Origin of the sequence: Martinezella rhizogenes, from assembly GCF_000799715.1 — a bacterium.
GTDB classification, from domain to species: domain Bacteria; phylum Pseudomonadota; class Alphaproteobacteria; order Rhizobiales; family Rhizobiaceae; genus Rhizobium; species Rhizobium rhizogenes_C.
Genome location: NZ_JUHG01000004.1, coordinates 1 through 14,950, shown reverse-complemented (window position 1 = coordinate 14,950; position 14,950 = coordinate 1). Strand labels below are relative to the sequence as shown.

The window sequence follows — 14,950 nt, the reverse complement described above, 5'->3', positions numbered from 1 at the left end:
CCTATCGCGCTCGATAGCTCAAGAGGAGGACTTTTCATAGCCACGACCATCACTAGGCTCAGCCTTGCCGCCGCTCTCACTCTCGCCCTTGCCGGGCAGGCCTTTGCACATGCGCATCTGAAATCGGCTGAGCCCGCCGACAAAAGCACGGTCGCAAGCTCGCCCAGTGAACTGGACCTGACCTTCACGGAGAGCCTGAACCTCAAATTCTCCGGTGTCAAAGTGACCGGCCCGGGCAAGGCCGTCGTCAAGCTCGGTGATCCCGATCTGGCGCGGAACGGAACCGGCCTAACGGTTCCGGTTTCCGAAGCCCTCGGCGCGGGCACCTATGCCGTCGAATGGCATGTCCTTTCCACCGATGGCCATAAGACCAATGGCAGCTACACCTTCACCGTGAAGCCTTGATCGACCCGGACACAGCGCTGGCAGTATGCCGCTTCCTTCACGATGCATCGCTGATGCTTCTGTGGGGCACCTCGGCCTATCTTTGCCTTATGGTGCCGAAAGCACTGGCTGACAGGGTCTGGCATATGTTCATCAGCGTATCCGTCGCCGCCGCTTTGGTTGCCGGCCTGACGACCGTCATTTCGCTGCCGCTTGCTGCCGCCGGTATCGGCAGCGGCTGGAGCGACGCCATCGATGCCGGCACGCTCCACGCGGTCCTGTTTGAGACGACGGTGGGGCAAGCCTGGCTCGCACAGGCTGTGGCCGCACTCATCCTCCTTCTCGCTTTGCCGCTGCCGGGAGATTGGCGTCATAGGGGCATCGCGCTTGGTTCCGGCTTCGGCCTCGCCGCACTCGTGCTGACCGGGCACGCCTCGATGCATGAGGGCTGGCTGAGGATGGCGCATAGCGCCAACGATATGCTGCACGTTCTGGCCGGTGGCGGCTGGCTGGGCGCTCTGGTGCCGCTGATCCCCATTCTCCGGCTTCTGAGTCGGCCCGAGTACCGGGTGGAGGCGCTGCTGGCGCTAAGGCGCTTCTCGACGACCGGGCACATCGCCGTAGCGCTGGTGATCGCGTCGGGCATCGTCAATACGATGCTGGTCCTGAAGCATCTGCCGACGGACTGGTCATCGCCCTATCAGGCGCTGCTTGGCCTCAAGATCGCGCTGGTCGCCGGCATGAGCCTGCTGGCGATCGTCAATCGTTATGTTCTCGTGCCGCGTATCGGGCACGATCAGGCGCGAGCGCTGAATACCATCCGCCTCGGCAGTATCGCCGAAATCGTCCTCGGTGTCGCCGTCATCGCGCTGGTCGCCGTCTTCGGCGTGCTCGAGCCGGTCTGAGCGTCAAGCCGATAGCAGCTTCACCACCGCCTGAACAGCTTCGGCGTCGTCCGTCTTCGGCTTGTATTCGAGCCCCACCCTGCCCTCGTAACCATGGGCGAACAGCCAATTCAGCCGGTCAACGAGATCAATCTCACCCGTGCCCGGATCATTGCGGCCGGGGTGATCGGCGATATGGACATGGACGATACGATCGATGCGCCCGGCAACGACCTCCTCGGTGCGCTCGCCCATCACGGCCGAATGATAGATGTCATAGACAATGCCCACTTCCGGCCGGCCAACCTCGTCGACGATATCAAGACCTTCCACTGTCGAGGACAGATAGTAGCCGGCATGATCGACCAGCGTGTTCAGCGGTTCAAGGCCGAGGTGCACGCCCGAGCCCTCCAGAATATCGGCGCCGGCGCGCAGGGCGCAGATCAAGGCGGCGCGCTGCTCGGCGCGTGAAAACTCCGGCAGATCGTCGCCCGCCTGCGCAATCAGAACCGGAGCGCCGAGGCGTTGGGCCACCTTGACGGATTTCCCCAATCCCTCCAGCCAGGCCTCCTTATTAGCCGGATTCGTCAGCGCGATCATCGGCTCGGCGACAATGCCGGCAACGGCCATACCCGTTTCCGCGACTGCTGATGCGATCGCATCCAGATCCTTGTTCGTCCAGCGCCAGAACTCGACCGCACTCAGGCCCGCCCGATGCGCCAGGCTGATACGATCAGCAAAATCATCGCCCTCGCGAGCAAACAGCCATTCGATACAGGCCGAAAATTGTCGCATGAAAATCCCCTCTCCCAAACAGACCTAGAGAAGTGCGACAGAGCAGCGGCGACGGCAAGGGGCTTGCGGCTAGAATTGCGGGGCGGGCCGCCGCATCGGGGGCCTGATGGCCTCGACATTCATGGCGGTCAAGACCCGCATGTCCCGGCGGAAATCCGAGGGCGTCATGCCGGCGATATGTCGGAAGGACTTGTTGAAGGCGCTGATCGAGCCGAAGCCGCTGTCCATCGCCACCTGCAGCACGTTGGCGCCATCCCGCATCAGCATCGCCTGGGCGCGCGACAGGCGCAGCAGGTTGACATATTTGGCGAGCGTCATGCCCGTGCATTTCTTGAAGAGGTTCATCGCATATTTCGGATGCAGGTCCGCCGCCTTGGCGATATCGACCGTATCGATATCATGCAGAAAATTGCCGGCAATGAAATCGCACATGCGCGCCAGGCTGCGGGACGATTGCGGATGCACCTGCCCACCCATCTCGGGCTCGCGCTTTTCCGGCAGCATGAGATAGGGCTCGAAGGCGATGCGTTCCAGGCGCAGCAGGAGTTCGGCGACCGCATGGCCGGCCTTGGCCGGATCGCCGGAGACGGCATAGCGATACCAGCGCGCGAAATTTTCGTTGTCGGCGGCATCGGTCGCCGAGGTCACCAGGATCTGTCCCCGCATCAACCGGCCGGAAATATCGAGCGGCAGGCGCATGCGGAAAAAATGCACCAGCGGCAGATGCGCGCCGGCATAGATCGAATCCTCCGACGAATCGTCCATCTGATGCGGCTGCCCGCCCCAGAACAGACAGATATCCCCAGCCCGCAGCTGAACTTCATGATCGTTCATGCGATAATGCACGGTGCCACGCATGATATAGTTGATCTCGACCTGCGCATGCCAATGCGGCTTCGCCATCAGGGGAGGATGGGTATGAAACATCTGCAGGGTGGTCGGCAGCCCCTCAATGCTGCTCGCACCCGGCTGATAGACCGCTCGATCACCCACCTTACTTTTCGCCAAGTCAATGTTCCCTTTTTAGGAGACAGAAGCGTACCGACAGATAGTTTAAGCGCGTTCGTTAGAGGACGGCAATTGAAAAGGGAGGATTTTCAATGCGTTTAAAACTTCTTGGCGCGACAACACTCGCCGCCATGCTTGCATCCGGCTCCGCATTCGCCGAGCAAACCACCATTACCGTCTGGAGCTGGAACGTCGCCGCATCGGCGCTGAAATCCACGCTTGAGGGCTTCAACAAAAAATATCCGGATATCAAGGTCGATGTGCAGGACATCGGCAACCCACAGGTCTTCGATAAGATGCTGCCCGCTTGCGCCGCCGGTGGCGACGGCCTGCCGGACATCATGTCGATCGAGAACCACAAGGCCTCGATCTTCTGGAACCGTTTCCCGGACTGCCTGACCGATCTGACGAAGCTCGGCTACACGGACGAACTCAAGAAGCAATTCCCGGATTTCAAGCGCGCCGAACTCGAAGTCGGCGATGCCGCCTATGCCATGCCCTGGGATTCCGGTCCAGTCGCGGTGTTCTACCGCCGTGATCTCTACGAGAAGGCCGGCGTCGATCCGGCAACGATCAAGACCTGGGACGATTTCATTGCCGCCGGCAAGAAGATATCCGCCGCCAATCCCGGCGTGATCATGGCGCAGGCCGATCTCAACGGCGACAGCGAATGGTTCCGCATGCTCGCCAACGAGCAGGGCTGCGGCTATTTCTCGGATGACAGCCAAAGCATTGCCGTCAGCCAGCCCGGCTGCATCAAGGCCTTGGACAAGGTCAAGGAGATCAAGGACGCGGGCCTGCTGAGCGCGGCGAACTGGGACGAGAAAATCCAGTCGAACAATGCCGGCAAGGTCGCATCGCAGCTGTATGGCGGTTGGTATGAAGGCACTATCCGTTCCACCTCGCCGGATCTCGCCGGCAAATGGGGCGTCTACCCGATGCCAAGCATGACGGCTGACGGCCAGCACGCAGCCAATCTCGGCGGTTCGTCGCTGGCGATTGCCAGCAGCTCGAAGAACAAGGAAGCCGCCTGGAAGTTCCTGGAGTATACGCTTGGCACCAATGAGGGCCAGGTCACCATGCTGAAATCCTTTGGTCTCGTGCCGTCGCTGCTGACGGCGGTCAAGGATCCCTTCGTCAACGAGCCACTGCCATACTGGGGCGGCCAGAAGGTCTGGGCCGATATTCTCGCAACCCTGCCGAAGATCCGCCCGAGCCCTGGCACGCAGTATTTCAGCGACGCCGACGCAGTCATCAAGGCGGTACAGACGAAGTACCTTGCCGGCGGCTATCCGGACGGAAAGGCAGCGCTAGACGACGCGGCCCAGCAGATCGCCTCGGCGACCGGACTGCCGATTGCAAAATGAGTGACACAGCCGGGCGTGCCTCCCAAGCCGCGCCCGGCATCCCCGCCGCCCGAAAGGCGGCGGGGATGTGGTTTTGCACGTCATCTCATTGAGTACAAAAGGAGAAGGTTTTCATGCGGTTGCGAAACCGGAGCGCTTACGCGTTCCTTGCGCCCTATCTTCTGGTGTTCGCCGCCTTCTGGATCTGGCCGATCATCAATTCGTTCCTGATCTCGTTCCAGAATACGCGCGTCAATCCCTGGGTCTTCAGCGCCTCGGTCAATTGGGGACGCCTGTTCGGCGACCCGGCCTTCTACAACGCGCTTACCAATACGCTGATCATTCTGGTGATCCAGGTGCCGGTGATGATCTCGCTCGCCACCATCATGGCGGTGCTGTTGAACTCGCCGCTTCTGAAGGCACGCGGCCTCTTTCGCTTTGCCTTCTTCGCTCCCGTCGTCGTCGGCGAAGTCGCCTATGCCGCAGTCTTCCGGCTGATGTTCAACCTCGATTTCGGCATTATCAACAAGCTTCTTAGCGGTGTCGGCATCGGGCCGGTTTCGTGGTTCGCCGATTCGCATTCCGCCATGCTGTTGATCATCATCGCCGTGACCTGGCGCTGGGCCGGCTACAACGCCATCATCATCCTCTCCGGGCTGCAATCGATCCCCGAGGATGTCTATGAGGCCGCCACGCTCGACCGCGTCGGTCCCATCCAGCAATTCATCCACATCACGCTGCCGCTCCTGAAGCCGATTATCCTCTTCTGCGTGGTGCTGTCGGTCATTGGCACGATGCAGCTCTTCACCGAACCGTATCTGATCACCAACCGCGGCGGCCCCGGCGGCGCAACCGAAACGCTCGGCCTGCTGCTCTATCGCCAAGGCTTCCAGTCGACCAACTTCGGCTATGCCTCCGCAATCGCTTACACCATGGCGGCACTAGCCGTGGCGATCTCTCTCCTCAATCTCTGGGTGGGGCGCGAACAAAAATGAAATCGAAATCAAAATCCACTTTGAAGCGTTCGATCGCGCTCCACGCGCTGTTGGTGCCGCTCGCGCTTATCTGGCTGTTTCCGCTCTGGATGATGTTCATCTTCTCGACTATGCCAGACGAGGGTATCTTCAGCCCATCCATCATCCTGACACCGTCGACGAGCTTCCTCGACAATGTCAAAAACCTGCAGGCCGACACCAACTTCTTCGGCGCGTTGACGATCTCCATCGTCGTCGCGATCGTCTATACCATCCTGTCGGTTTTCCTGACATCGATGGCCGGATGGGCGCTGGCCCGCTACCGCTTCGTCGGCCAGTCCCTCGTCATCGGCATCATCCTCGGAACGATCACGCTGCCCTATTCGGTCGTCATCATTCCGCAATTCATCATGGTGGCGAAAAATTTCGGGCTGGCGAATACCTGGGTCGCGCTGATCGTGCCGCCGCTGTTCAATTCGCTCGGCGTGCTGTTCATGCGCCAGGCCTTCTCGATGATGCCAGCCGAGCTTTTCGACGCCGCCCGCGTCGAGGGCGTCAAGGAGTGGCAGATCTTCCTGCGCATCGCCCTGCCGCTCGCAAGGCCGACCATGGCCGCGCTCGCCATCATCCTGTTCCTCGCCTCCTGGAACAACTACCTCTGGCCGCTGCTGATCAACTCCCGGCCGGGCATGATGACGGCGCCGGTGGCATTGGGAACGCTGATCGGCCTCACCAAGGTCTCCTGGGGCGGTATCATGGCCGGGGCGGTCATGCTGACGGCGCCGATCCTCGTCATCTTCGTTCTCCTGCAACGTCATTTCATCGCCGGCATCGCCGCTGGCGCAATCAAGTAATTCCGGGAGATCCCGTATGGCAGAACTGTCCCTTACCAATATCGTCAAACGCTACGGTTCGCTGGAAATCATCCACGGCGCCAATCTCGAGGTGAAGGACGGCGAATTCGTCGTCTTCGTCGGGCCTTCCGGATGCGGCAAGTCCACGCTGCTGCGCATGATCGCCGGGCTGGAGGATATTACCAGCGGCGAACTCAGCATCGGCGGGCGCGTCGTCAATGATGTCGAGCCGGCCGATCGCGGCATTGCCATGGTCTTCCAGTCCTATGCGCTCTATCCGCACCTGACCGTAGAGCAGAACCTCAATTTCGGCCTGCGCATGAACGGCAATCCAAAGGCCGACACCGATCGCCGCGTCAAGCAGGCTTCCGAGATCCTGCAGATCACCGAGCTGATGCAGCGCCGGCCGAAGCAACTCTCCGGCGGCCAGCGCCAGCGTGTCGCCATCGGCCGCGCCATCGTGCGCGAACCACAGATCTTCCTATTCGACGAGCCGCTCTCCAACCTCGACGCCGAACTGCGCGTGCAGATGCGCGTCGAAATCTCGCGCCTCCACAAGAAGCTCGGCACCACCATGATCTACGTCACGCACGACCAGACGGAGGCGATGACGCTGGCCGACAAGATCGTCGTGCTGCGCGGCGGCAATATCGAACAGATCGGCGCGCCGCTTGATCTCTATGACGATCCCGTCAACCAGTTCGTCGCCGGCTTTGTCGGGTCTCCGAAGATGAATTTCCTGCTTGCCGAGGTCGTCGACAATCAGCCCGGCCGCATCGCGGTGGTCCTGCGCAACCAGCGCAATGTCCGCCTGTCGCTGCCGACCACAACCGCTCGGGTCGAAATCGGCGAGCAGGTAACACTCGGCGTTCGTCCCGAACACTTCCTCGAGGCCGGGCGCGGCGATGTCGACATCACCGTCGACGTCGACGTCGCCGAGCATCTTGGCAATACCAGCTACATCTACGCCAATGTCGCCGACGGCGAGCAGATCGTGATCGAGCGTGAAGAATCCCGCAATGCCAACAACCGGGACACGCTCACCGTCGCCCTCTCCGCCGCCAAGACATTCCTGTTCGACAGCGCCGGCAACCGATTGCGATAGGCGCCCATTCCAGCCCCTCCCAAGACAGCATGAAGATTGAGGAAAGGATAGTTTCATGAGTACAGACGCACCCATCCGCTGGGGCATCATCGGCCCCGGTACGATCGCGCGGACATTTGCAGACGGCGTTGCGCATTCGCGCGGCGGCAAGCTCGTAGCAATCGCCAGCCGCAATCCCGACAAGCCGGGCCTCGGCGACAACTTCCCCGGCGCACGCATCGTCAATGGCTACGAAGCGTTGCTCGCCGACAAGGACATCGACGCCGTCTACATCGCCACGCCGCATACCGGCCATGCCGAATGGGCCATCAAGGCGATCCGCGCCGGCAAGCATGTCCTCGTCGAAAAACCGATCGCTCTCTCCGCCTATGATGCCGAGGCGATCTATTACGAAGCCAAGAAGGCCGGCGTCTTTGCTGGCGAAGCCTTCATGTACCGCGTGCATCCGCAGACGGCGAAGCTGATCGAGCTGGTGAAAAGCGGCGTGATCGGCGACATCCGCATCATCCGCACGTCCTTCGGCTTCAACATGGGCAGCGTCAAGCCGGAGCACCGGCTGTTTGCCAACGAAACCGCTGGCGGCGGCATTCTCGATGTCGGCGGCTATCCCGTGTCGATGGCGCGGCTGATTGCCGGCGCCGCCGACGGCAAGCCGTTTCTCGATCCCGACAAGGTCTCGGGCGTTGCCCATCTCGGCCAGACAGGCATCGACGAATGGGCGTCAGCGGTGCTGAAGTTCCCGAACAACATCATTGCCGAAGTCTCCTGCTCGATCATGGCGAACCAGGACAATACGCTGCGCATCATCGGCTCCGAAGGCCGCATCGAGGTCAAGGACTTCTGGTTCGCCTCCGGCCACAAGGGCGGCGTCGGCAAGATCGAGCTCATCAAGGGCGGCGAGACGCAAGTCATCGAGGTCAAGGAAGAGCGCTGGCTCTATTCCTTCGAAGTCGATGCCGCCGGCGACGCCATCCGCGCCGGAGCCAAGGAATTCGCCTATCCGGGCATCGGCTGGGCCGACTCAATCGGCAACCTGCGCGTTCTCGACCAATGGCGCGCCACCATCGGCCTCGAATATGAGGTTGAAAAGGCAACGCGGCGAACGACGAACATCGCCGGCGCACCCGTCACCAAGGGCAACAGCGTTCCGAAGCGCTCCATCCCCGGCATCGCCAAGCCGGCCTCGATCGTCACGCTCGGCTTCGAGTTCTTCCCGAATTTCGCCGCGGCATCGCTGACGCTCGACGCCTTCTACGAGGCCGGCGGCAATGCCTTCGACACAGCCTATGTTTATGGCGCCGGCAAGACCGAGGCGATTTTCGGCGATTGGCACACCAGCCGGAAGGTTCCGCGCGAGGAGATCGTGCTGATCGGCAAGGGCGCGCATTCGCCGCTCTGCTACCCGGACATGATTGCCAAGCAGCTCGACCAGTCGCTCAACCGGCTAAAGACCGACTATGTCGACATCTACTTCATGCATCGCGACAACACGGCCGTTCCGGTCGGTGAATTCGTCGATGCCATGGATGCCGAGGTCAAGGCTGGCCGTATTCGCGGCATCTTCGGCGGCTCCAACTGGACCCGCGCCCGCTTCGACGAGGCGATCGCCTATGCCGAGAAGAACGGCAAGACGGCGCCATCAGCCCTTTCCAACAACTTCTCGCTGGCGGAAATGCTCGACCCGATCTGGGCTGGATGCGTCGCCGCCTCCGACGACGAGTGGAAGACCTGGCTGAACGCCAAGCAGATCCCGAACTTCGCCTGGTCGAGCCAGGGGCGCGGCTTCTTCACCGACCGCGCCGGCCGTGACAAGCAGAGTGATGAGGAGCTGGTGCGCGTCTGGTATTCCGACCGCAACTTCGGCCGCCGCGACCGCGCGATCGAACTGGCGCAGAAGCTCGGCCGCAACCCGATCCATATCGCGCTCGCCTATGTCGTCGCCCAGCCTTTCCCGGTCATCCCACTGATCGGCCCACGCACCATCGCCGAACTGGAAGACAGCCTCTCGGCACTCGACATCAAGCTGACGCCCGATCAGGTGAAGTGGCTCGAAGGCTGATATCGGCCGACCATCGGCCCGGAAAACCGGGCCGATTGCTGACCAGGTCAGCTGAAACTGAAAACATAAATAGCCCATTCGATTTACGAATGGGCTATTTGTTTTATTGTAATCTGATCGACACGACCGCTACGCACACGGCCTGCGTTTATGGCGCAATGAGCAGGCCGCAAAAGCCATACCATCAGCCTTCCGTTTTGATTATCTTGCTCATGTTGACGCCGGTGACGCGAAAACCGGTTATGTCATAGACATGCTTGGCGCGCTTATTGTCCTCTGCAACACGCAGCTTTATCTGCTCGAAACCCGTTCGAGCCAGCTCGGTTTCCAAGGCTTTCAGCGCCTGTTTGCCAAAGCCTTTTCCCTGATGTGCCGCGAAGATATAGAAATCTTTGATGAATACGGAGCGGTTTGCCAGATCAGGCCGATACCAAAGATAGCCCACGACACTTTCGGTTTCCGACGTTTGGTTTATGACACAGCGCATGACCTCGTCAGGCGTGTCGACGCCAAGTGGCAGATCGTCCGCAACTTCCCGTCTGGCCTGCGCTAGGGCCTCAAGACTGGAAAGCCCATAATTCGCCGAAATCTCGGCGGCGTAGTCAGGGATGAAATATTCGAGGTAGTCCGAATACTCTCCGTCCCGCATTGATCTGAATGAAATCATGATATTTCGTGTCCTTGAGACTAAGGCGAGCAGCCGGTTTAGCAATCACGCAGCGAAATCGAATGCCTTGGTTTCGGAGCCTTCAAAGCCGAGGAGATAGGTCTTCCGCTCGAGACCACCAGCAAATCCCCGCAAGTCCCCCGCCGCACCGAGGACACGATGGCATGGCGCGATGATGGAGATCGGGTTCCTGCCATTGGCGGCGCCAACAGCCCGGATGGCTTTGGGCGCACCGATCTGCTCGGCGATCTCAGTATAAGAGCGCGTCTCGCCGAAGGGGATGGTGAGCAGCGCCTGCCATACTTTCTTCTGAAACTCAGTGCCCCAGAAATCGAGCGGAAGATCAAAGATCCGCCGTTCCCCGGCAAAATATTGACGCAACTGCCGTTCCGTTTCCACCAGTACCGGATGGTGCTCATCCTCCGCGACGATGGTCAGGGGCACACGGCCCGGCCGGTCATTGTCCCAGAGGATCGCCGCTAGACCTTCACGGCTGGCGACAAGCTTTAGCTGGCCGACCGGCGACGTCACCAGCTTGCAGACATAATCCTTCCCCGCGCCGCGCACTGTCTTGGCCATATCGATATCCTCCTGCTCGGAACCAGAACGAATGAGCCGGACGGCACTCTTCCGTCTTCAGCTCGACAATGGTGATTCGGCTACGTCACCGACAATATCAATATGATCTGGGCGACCGGGAACAGCCCACCCGAAAAGCGTTTCCATTGGGCGAAAACGCTATATTTCCGCGTCTGGCGGACTATCGAGTGCGGCTGCGTCCTGCGGCGAGAACCTTTGCCATGTCGATGAAGGCCCTCAGCTTGGGTTGGGTCTCGCTGCGAGCGGGAAAAAACAGGAAGAGGCTGTCAGGCGGCGGCGCGAAGGCTTCGAGAACGGGCACCAATAGTCCACGCTCGAGTTCGGCTTCCGCCCCCCGGTCGGACGTATAGATCAGGCCCATGCCTTGCACAGCCAGCGATCGAAGCAAGTGGCTGTCATTGACGATCACACCTCCCGGAACCCGAATGGAGACTGACTGACCGTCGCGAACGAATTCCCAGTCGTAAATGGATCGCGACCCGGGGAAGCGAAAGCGGATGCACTCATGCATCGCCAGATCTTGCGGTGTTTCCGGCCGGCCTCTCGCCTCAAGATAGGCGGGTGCTCCGAGCACACGCCAGCGAAATGGCGGCGACACCCTGGTCGCGATCATATCGTTCGCGATGAATTCTCCGATACGGATTCCGGCGTCGTAGCCAGCCGAGACCAACTCGACATCCGCGTCTTCCACGCCGATTTCAACGCTGACCTCGGGATAGGTTCGGCGAAAGAGGGGCAGGATAGGCTCGATGACGAGTGGCACCGCCAGACGATGGACGCAGAGGCGTAGCAAGCCGGCCGGCCGCGCGCGCAAGCGGCTGAGATCCTCGATGGCACGCTCGATCTCCCCCGCCGCCGGCCGCAATCGTGACAGCAGCAAGGCGCCCGCCTCCGTCAGCGCGACCTTGCGCGTCGTGCGATGAAACAGCGGCAGGCCCAGGCGGCGCTCCAGCGACTGGACCGCCTGGCTGACGGCCGCCGGCGTCACGCCGATATCGGCGGCGGCCGCGCGGAAGCTGGCGCGCTCGGCGACGGCGAGGAATTCGGACAGACCATCGAAGGCGTCAGAGCGGGGCATGACATCCTAATTACAAAGCTACACTTAATAGCCTATAAATAGATAAGCATGTTTTTTTGTCCAATAGCAGCCTTACCTTCAAAAGGAAACAATCAGCCTGATTGAAGGAAATGGATATGACCGACCTTGCTTCGAGGGCAACCATCCGATCAACCCGGGAAACCGCACAAACTGGCTGGACACTTGCCGTGACCAGCATCGGTTTCGTGATCGTCCAGCTCGACATCACGGTCGTCAATGTCGCTTTGCCGCAAATCGCCGGGGAGTTCGCGACACCAACCTCAGCACTGCAATGGATCATCGATGCCTATTCGCTAGCATTCGCGACACTCTTGTTAACGGCGGGCGTCGCCGGCGACCGATTTGGAAGCCGGCGCATCTTCCTGGCAGGCCTTGCCCTTTTCGCGGTCGCATCACTTGCATGCGGACTTGCGCCGTCGGTGTCGGCCCTGATTGCCGCGCGCGCGGCGCAGGGCATGGGTGGCGCCCTGATACTCCCGACATCCCTGGCTCTGATTGCCCACGCCTGCGGCGACAATGAGCCCGCCCGGATCAGAATGATTGGTTGGTGGAGCGCTTCCGGCGCGCTGGCGGTCGCCGCCGGGCCGGTCATCGGGGGCCTCATCATCTCCGGCCTCGGCTGGCGCCCGATCTTTCTCGTCAACCTGCCGCTCTGCGTGCTCGGCGCCTGGTTAACGTGGTCCAAGGTCGCCGAAACCGAAACTCATGTGGATGGCCGGTTCGACCTCGCGGGGCTGATTGCCGCCGCTCTGGCATTATTCGTCCTGACCGGAGCCGTCATAGAGGCCGGGGCCTGGGGCTGGGCCGATCCGTGGGTACTCGCCGGGTTCTGTGGCGCCGCGATCATCGGCCTTGCATTCCTGAAGATAGAGGCCGCGACCGCCAAGCCCATGCTGCCATTGGGATTGCTCCGCTCACCAGGCTTCTCGGCGGCAGCCTTCGTTGGCGCGGTCATCAGCCTGACCTTCTTCGGATTGGTCTTCGTTCTCAGCCTCTATTTCCAGCAGATCAGGGGATATTCGCCTGCAGTGGCGGGGTTGGCATTTCTACCGCTTACCGCCATCATCACGCTTGCCAATGTCGCGAGCGGGCAGCTCAGCGCGCGGATCGGCTTCCGGCTGCCAATGGTCGCGGGAATGCTGATCGCGGCGACGGGCAACGGACTGCTGCTCTTTCATCGGCTCGACAGCAACGCCTCCTTTCCGATCATCGCGGTCGGCCTTCTCCTAATTTCGACAGGTACCGGCGTGGCGGCGCCCGCCATGGTGGCTGCAGCCCTTGCCAAGGTCGAGCGCATGCGCTCCGGTACGGCATCCGCGGTGCTGACCACGGCGCGACAAGTTGGTGGCACGATGGGCATAGCGCTCTTCGGCGCATTCGTTGCCGGCGGAACCCAGATGATCCCGATTGGCGCTACGCTGGTCTTCATTGTCTCGGCCGCCCTCTTGCTGCTCGGCGCCGGTATCGCATGGCTGGGGCGCTGAGACGGCGGCGTGTGGGCTAGCTTCTCATGATAACATCGTCAGGCAATTGCCTTCGCAATGACCTCCGCGGCAGCAAAACCCGTTTCGCAGGCGCCATGGGCCGTGGAATAACGGGTTGAAGAGCAGGCCTCACCGGCAAAGAAAAGACGCTGATCATGAGGCGCGGCAAGCGCCTGCCGCAGATCGAAAGCGCCGGGCACCGCATAGGAGTAGGATCCGCCGACAAAAGGCTCACTTGCCCAGGCGGACATGACCGCCGGCGACAACATGCCTTTAACGCTGGAACCAAAGAAATGCTTCAGCTGTTCCACTGAGAAATCGAATGCCGCGCCGATCCCCTCCCGCTCCAGATCATGGGCAAGATCGCCGGCGAAATAGGCCTCGATCACGGGGGCGCCGAAAGGCTTCAGCTGATAGGATCCGGTTCGGCCGCCATGATAGGAGCCAAGGAGATGGGCATCGACGGGAAAAGCCTCCGGCGTCCGCACCTGCAGGAAAAGTTTGTTCGCCAGGCCAAGCGGCAACTGCGCCGCCGCCTCGATCTTGTCGGGAAGCGGCGGCCAGAACGTAATCCCCTCGACCGCGAGAACATTCGTGGAAACGGCGATGATGACGGCCCTTGCCCTCAGATCGCCCTTCGCTGTCGATAGAACGACATGATCGGCGGCGCTGTGGTCGATGCGGCGGACTTCCGCTCCGGTATGAACCTGAAGCGGCGCCGCATAGGTCGCGATGAGCGTTCCATAACCCTGCCGCACCCGCCAATCTGGGCCTGGCCCCGGATCGTAACGGCTCTGATCAATAGTGGAGGATCGGTCTAGTTCGGCGCCGGTGATGAAGGCACCAAGCGCGTGGATATACCCATTCCAGGAATTTCCCGCCGCAAGCAACGCCGACAGCGCCGCGTCCTCCTCGCCGTCATAGGCGTAGATCCGTTCGAAGAATGCGTTGGCCGCGATGCGCGCCGCCTTGGCGTCGCTGTCATCCTTCTGCAATTGTCGCCCGCCCTCGCTCCAGGGCGCCGGCGTGCGATCGACCGTCAGGCCGATCTCCTCGGCGATCCCCGTCCAGGCATTCGTCCTTGCGCCATGCAGCCAGCCGCAACCGAGGTCGAGCGCAAAACCGCTGAGTTCGGCCGGATGCACTGTCCGCGCCCGGCCGCCAATACGGTCGGAGGCTTCGAGCAGCACGAGCGACAGATCGGGCCGTAGCGCCTGCAGCCGCCGCGCCGCGCCAACGCCAGCCGCTCCCGCACCGATAATGGCGACATCGACACTGCCGCCTGCCAAGGTTTCACCCGACATTTCGTTTCCTTGAGGAGACACCGCTTACCTTGCGATCAATCATGTTGACCGTATAGCAGGCACCTGCCCAGGGGATTAAGGGCAAAAATCGACATGAGGTCATGATCGGCATTCATGGGTCAGTCGCCGCGCTTGGGAATTAAAACGCAAAAAGCCCCTTGATGGGGCTTTGTTGGGATCGGAGATTTGTCTTTCTTTTGGAAAGTTGGTTTTGTGGGTAGGCTTTGACCCGTTCGTTGCTTCGGACAGTCCAGTGGACTGTCCGATCGAGCGTTGCTCGACCGCGCCTCACCCTTGAGGTTCTGGTCCTCCGGACGACGCGCTACCATTGCCAGCGAAGATGAAGTCTTCGCGCCAGCGATAGTGGTCTTGGAGGGGAAAGGTTTG

The 14,950-nt window shown here is 61.1% G+C and carries 15 protein-coding genes; 8 read left to right on the top strand and 7 right to left on the bottom strand.

The window, feature by feature from the left end; translation table 11 throughout:
• Window positions 1–36 precede the first annotated feature (36 nt).
• Together copC and copD are read left to right on the top strand one after the other, a co-directional pair.
• Window positions 37–405 carry a copper homeostasis periplasmic binding protein CopC gene (copC, locus tag EX00_RS02925; protein WP_052210650.1) on the top strand — a complete coding sequence of 123 codons (369 nt, stop codon included), beginning with the start codon at window positions 37–39 and terminating at the stop codon, window positions 403–405.
• Complete coding sequence (gene copD / locus EX00_RS02920; protein WP_080761194.1) at window positions 402–1,289, top strand: copper homeostasis membrane protein CopD; 888 nt, start codon at window positions 402–404, stop codon at window positions 1,287–1,289. Before copC ends, copD begins: the two co-directional genes overlap by 4 nt.
• Window positions 1,290–1,292: 3 nt before the next feature.
• Here the strand turns inward: copD and EX00_RS02915 are convergent, their stop codons facing one another.
• Window positions 1,293–2,063: a TIM barrel protein gene (locus tag EX00_RS02915; RefSeq protein ID WP_047453975.1), complete on the bottom strand. Its 771-nt coding sequence runs from the start codon at window positions 2,061–2,063 to the stop codon at window positions 1,293–1,295.
• A 69-nt stretch (window positions 2,064–2,132) separates the two neighbouring features.
• Complete coding sequence (locus EX00_RS02910; protein WP_052210648.1) at window positions 2,133–3,077, bottom strand: helix-turn-helix domain-containing protein; 945 nt, start codon at window positions 3,075–3,077, stop codon at window positions 2,133–2,135.
• A gap of 86 nt (window positions 3,078–3,163) precedes the next feature.
• Here EX00_RS02910 and EX00_RS02905 point away from each other — a divergent pair, with 86 nt between their 5' ends.
• The 5 genes from EX00_RS02905 (at window position 3,164) to EX00_RS02885 (ending at window position 9,409) form a co-directional block, all read left to right on the top strand.
• Window positions 3,164–4,438 carry an ABC transporter substrate-binding protein gene (locus EX00_RS02905; protein ID WP_047453971.1) on the top strand — a complete coding sequence of 425 codons (1,275 nt, stop codon included), beginning with the start codon at window positions 3,164–3,166 and terminating at the stop codon, window positions 4,436–4,438.
• A gap of 113 nt (window positions 4,439–4,551) precedes the next feature.
• Window positions 4,552–5,412: a carbohydrate ABC transporter permease gene (locus tag EX00_RS02900; protein ID WP_047453969.1), complete on the top strand. Its 861-nt coding sequence runs from the start codon at window positions 4,552–4,554 to the stop codon at window positions 5,410–5,412.
• Entirely contained in the window at window positions 5,409–6,245 is an 837-nt protein-coding gene (locus EX00_RS02895) for a carbohydrate ABC transporter permease (RefSeq protein ID WP_047453967.1), read from the top strand. The genes EX00_RS02900 and EX00_RS02895 overlap by 4 nt, the downstream gene beginning before the upstream one ends.
• 16 nt (window positions 6,246–6,261) lie before the next feature.
• Window positions 6,262–7,350 (top strand): ABC transporter ATP-binding protein, encoded by a 1,089-nt coding sequence (locus tag EX00_RS02890; protein ID WP_047453964.1) that lies wholly within the window; start codon window positions 6,262–6,264, stop codon window positions 7,348–7,350.
• Between the two features lie 55 nt (window positions 7,351–7,405).
• Window positions 7,406–9,409, top strand: a complete 2,004-nt coding sequence (locus tag EX00_RS02885; protein WP_047453963.1) for an aldo/keto reductase — start codon at window positions 7,406–7,408, stop codon at window positions 9,407–9,409.
• A 184-nt stretch (window positions 9,410–9,593) separates the two neighbouring features.
• On the opposite strand, the gene EX00_RS02880 is transcribed toward EX00_RS02885, so the two are convergent.
• The 3 genes from EX00_RS02880 to EX00_RS02870 all read right to left on the bottom strand — a co-directional run bounded on the left by EX00_RS02880 (window position 9,594) and on the right by EX00_RS02870 (window position 11,754).
• Window positions 9,594–10,076 (bottom strand): GNAT family N-acetyltransferase, encoded by a 483-nt coding sequence (locus EX00_RS02880; RefSeq protein WP_047453961.1) that lies wholly within the window; start codon window positions 10,074–10,076, stop codon window positions 9,594–9,596.
• Between the two features lie 45 nt (window positions 10,077–10,121).
• Complete coding sequence (locus tag EX00_RS02875) at window positions 10,122–10,655, bottom strand: methylated-DNA--[protein]-cysteine S-methyltransferase (RefSeq protein WP_047453959.1); 534 nt, start codon at window positions 10,653–10,655, stop codon at window positions 10,122–10,124.
• Window positions 10,656–10,836: 181 nt separating this feature from the next.
• Window positions 10,837–11,754: a LysR family transcriptional regulator gene (locus EX00_RS02870; protein ID WP_047453958.1), complete on the bottom strand. Its 918-nt coding sequence runs from the start codon at window positions 11,752–11,754 to the stop codon at window positions 10,837–10,839.
• 116 nt (window positions 11,755–11,870) lie between these two features.
• On the opposite strand from EX00_RS02870, the gene EX00_RS02865 reads away from it, so the two are divergent.
• Window positions 11,871–13,259: an MFS transporter gene (locus EX00_RS02865; RefSeq protein WP_202903684.1), complete on the top strand. Its 1,389-nt coding sequence runs from the start codon at window positions 11,871–11,873 to the stop codon at window positions 13,257–13,259.
• Between the two features lie 38 nt (window positions 13,260–13,297).
• Here the strand turns inward: EX00_RS02865 and EX00_RS02860 are convergent, their stop codons facing one another.
• Both EX00_RS02860 and EX00_RS31845 read right to left on the bottom strand, forming a co-directional pair.
• Window positions 13,298–14,563: a flavin monoamine oxidase family protein gene (locus EX00_RS02860; RefSeq protein WP_047453956.1), complete on the bottom strand. Its 1,266-nt coding sequence runs from the start codon at window positions 14,561–14,563 to the stop codon at window positions 13,298–13,300.
• Between the two features lie 119 nt (window positions 14,564–14,682).
• Window positions 14,683–14,950: hypothetical protein (locus tag EX00_RS31845; protein ID WP_210165814.1), on the bottom strand; the 268-nt coding region annotated here is incomplete at its 5' end.

What these genes read in the sequence shown, in the direction of transcription:
- EX00_RS02915 (WP_047453975.1), bottom strand. Translation starts at nt 2,063, where the DNA reads ATGCGACAATTTTCGGCCTGTATCGAATGGCTGTTTGCTCGCGAGGGC.
- EX00_RS02905 (WP_047453971.1), top strand. Translation starts at nt 3,164, where the DNA reads ATGCGTTTAAAACTTCTTGGCGCGACAACACTCGCCGCCATGCTTGCA.
- EX00_RS02900 (WP_047453969.1), top strand. Translation starts at nt 4,552, where the DNA reads ATGCGGTTGCGAAACCGGAGCGCTTACGCGTTCCTTGCGCCCTATCTT.
- EX00_RS02895 (WP_047453967.1), top strand. Translation starts at nt 5,409, where the DNA reads ATGAAATCGAAATCAAAATCCACTTTGAAGCGTTCGATCGCGCTCCAC.
- EX00_RS02890 (WP_047453964.1), top strand. Translation starts at nt 6,262, where the DNA reads ATGGCAGAACTGTCCCTTACCAATATCGTCAAACGCTACGGTTCGCTG.
- EX00_RS02885 (WP_047453963.1), top strand. Translation starts at nt 7,406, where the DNA reads ATGAGTACAGACGCACCCATCCGCTGGGGCATCATCGGCCCCGGTACG.
- EX00_RS02880 (WP_047453961.1), bottom strand. Translation starts at nt 10,076, where the DNA reads ATGATTTCATTCAGATCAATGCGGGACGGAGAGTATTCGGACTACCTC.
- EX00_RS02875 (WP_047453959.1), bottom strand. Translation starts at nt 10,655, where the DNA reads ATGGCCAAGACAGTGCGCGGCGCGGGGAAGGATTATGTCTGCAAGCTG.
- EX00_RS02870 (WP_047453958.1), bottom strand. Translation starts at nt 11,754, where the DNA reads ATGCCCCGCTCTGACGCCTTCGATGGTCTGTCCGAATTCCTCGCCGTC.
- EX00_RS02865 (WP_202903684.1), top strand. Translation starts at nt 11,871, where the DNA reads ATGACCGACCTTGCTTCGAGGGCAACCATCCGATCAACCCGGGAAACC.
- EX00_RS02860 (WP_047453956.1), bottom strand. Translation starts at nt 14,563, where the DNA reads ATGTCGGGTGAAACCTTGGCAGGCGGCAGTGTCGATGTCGCCATTATC.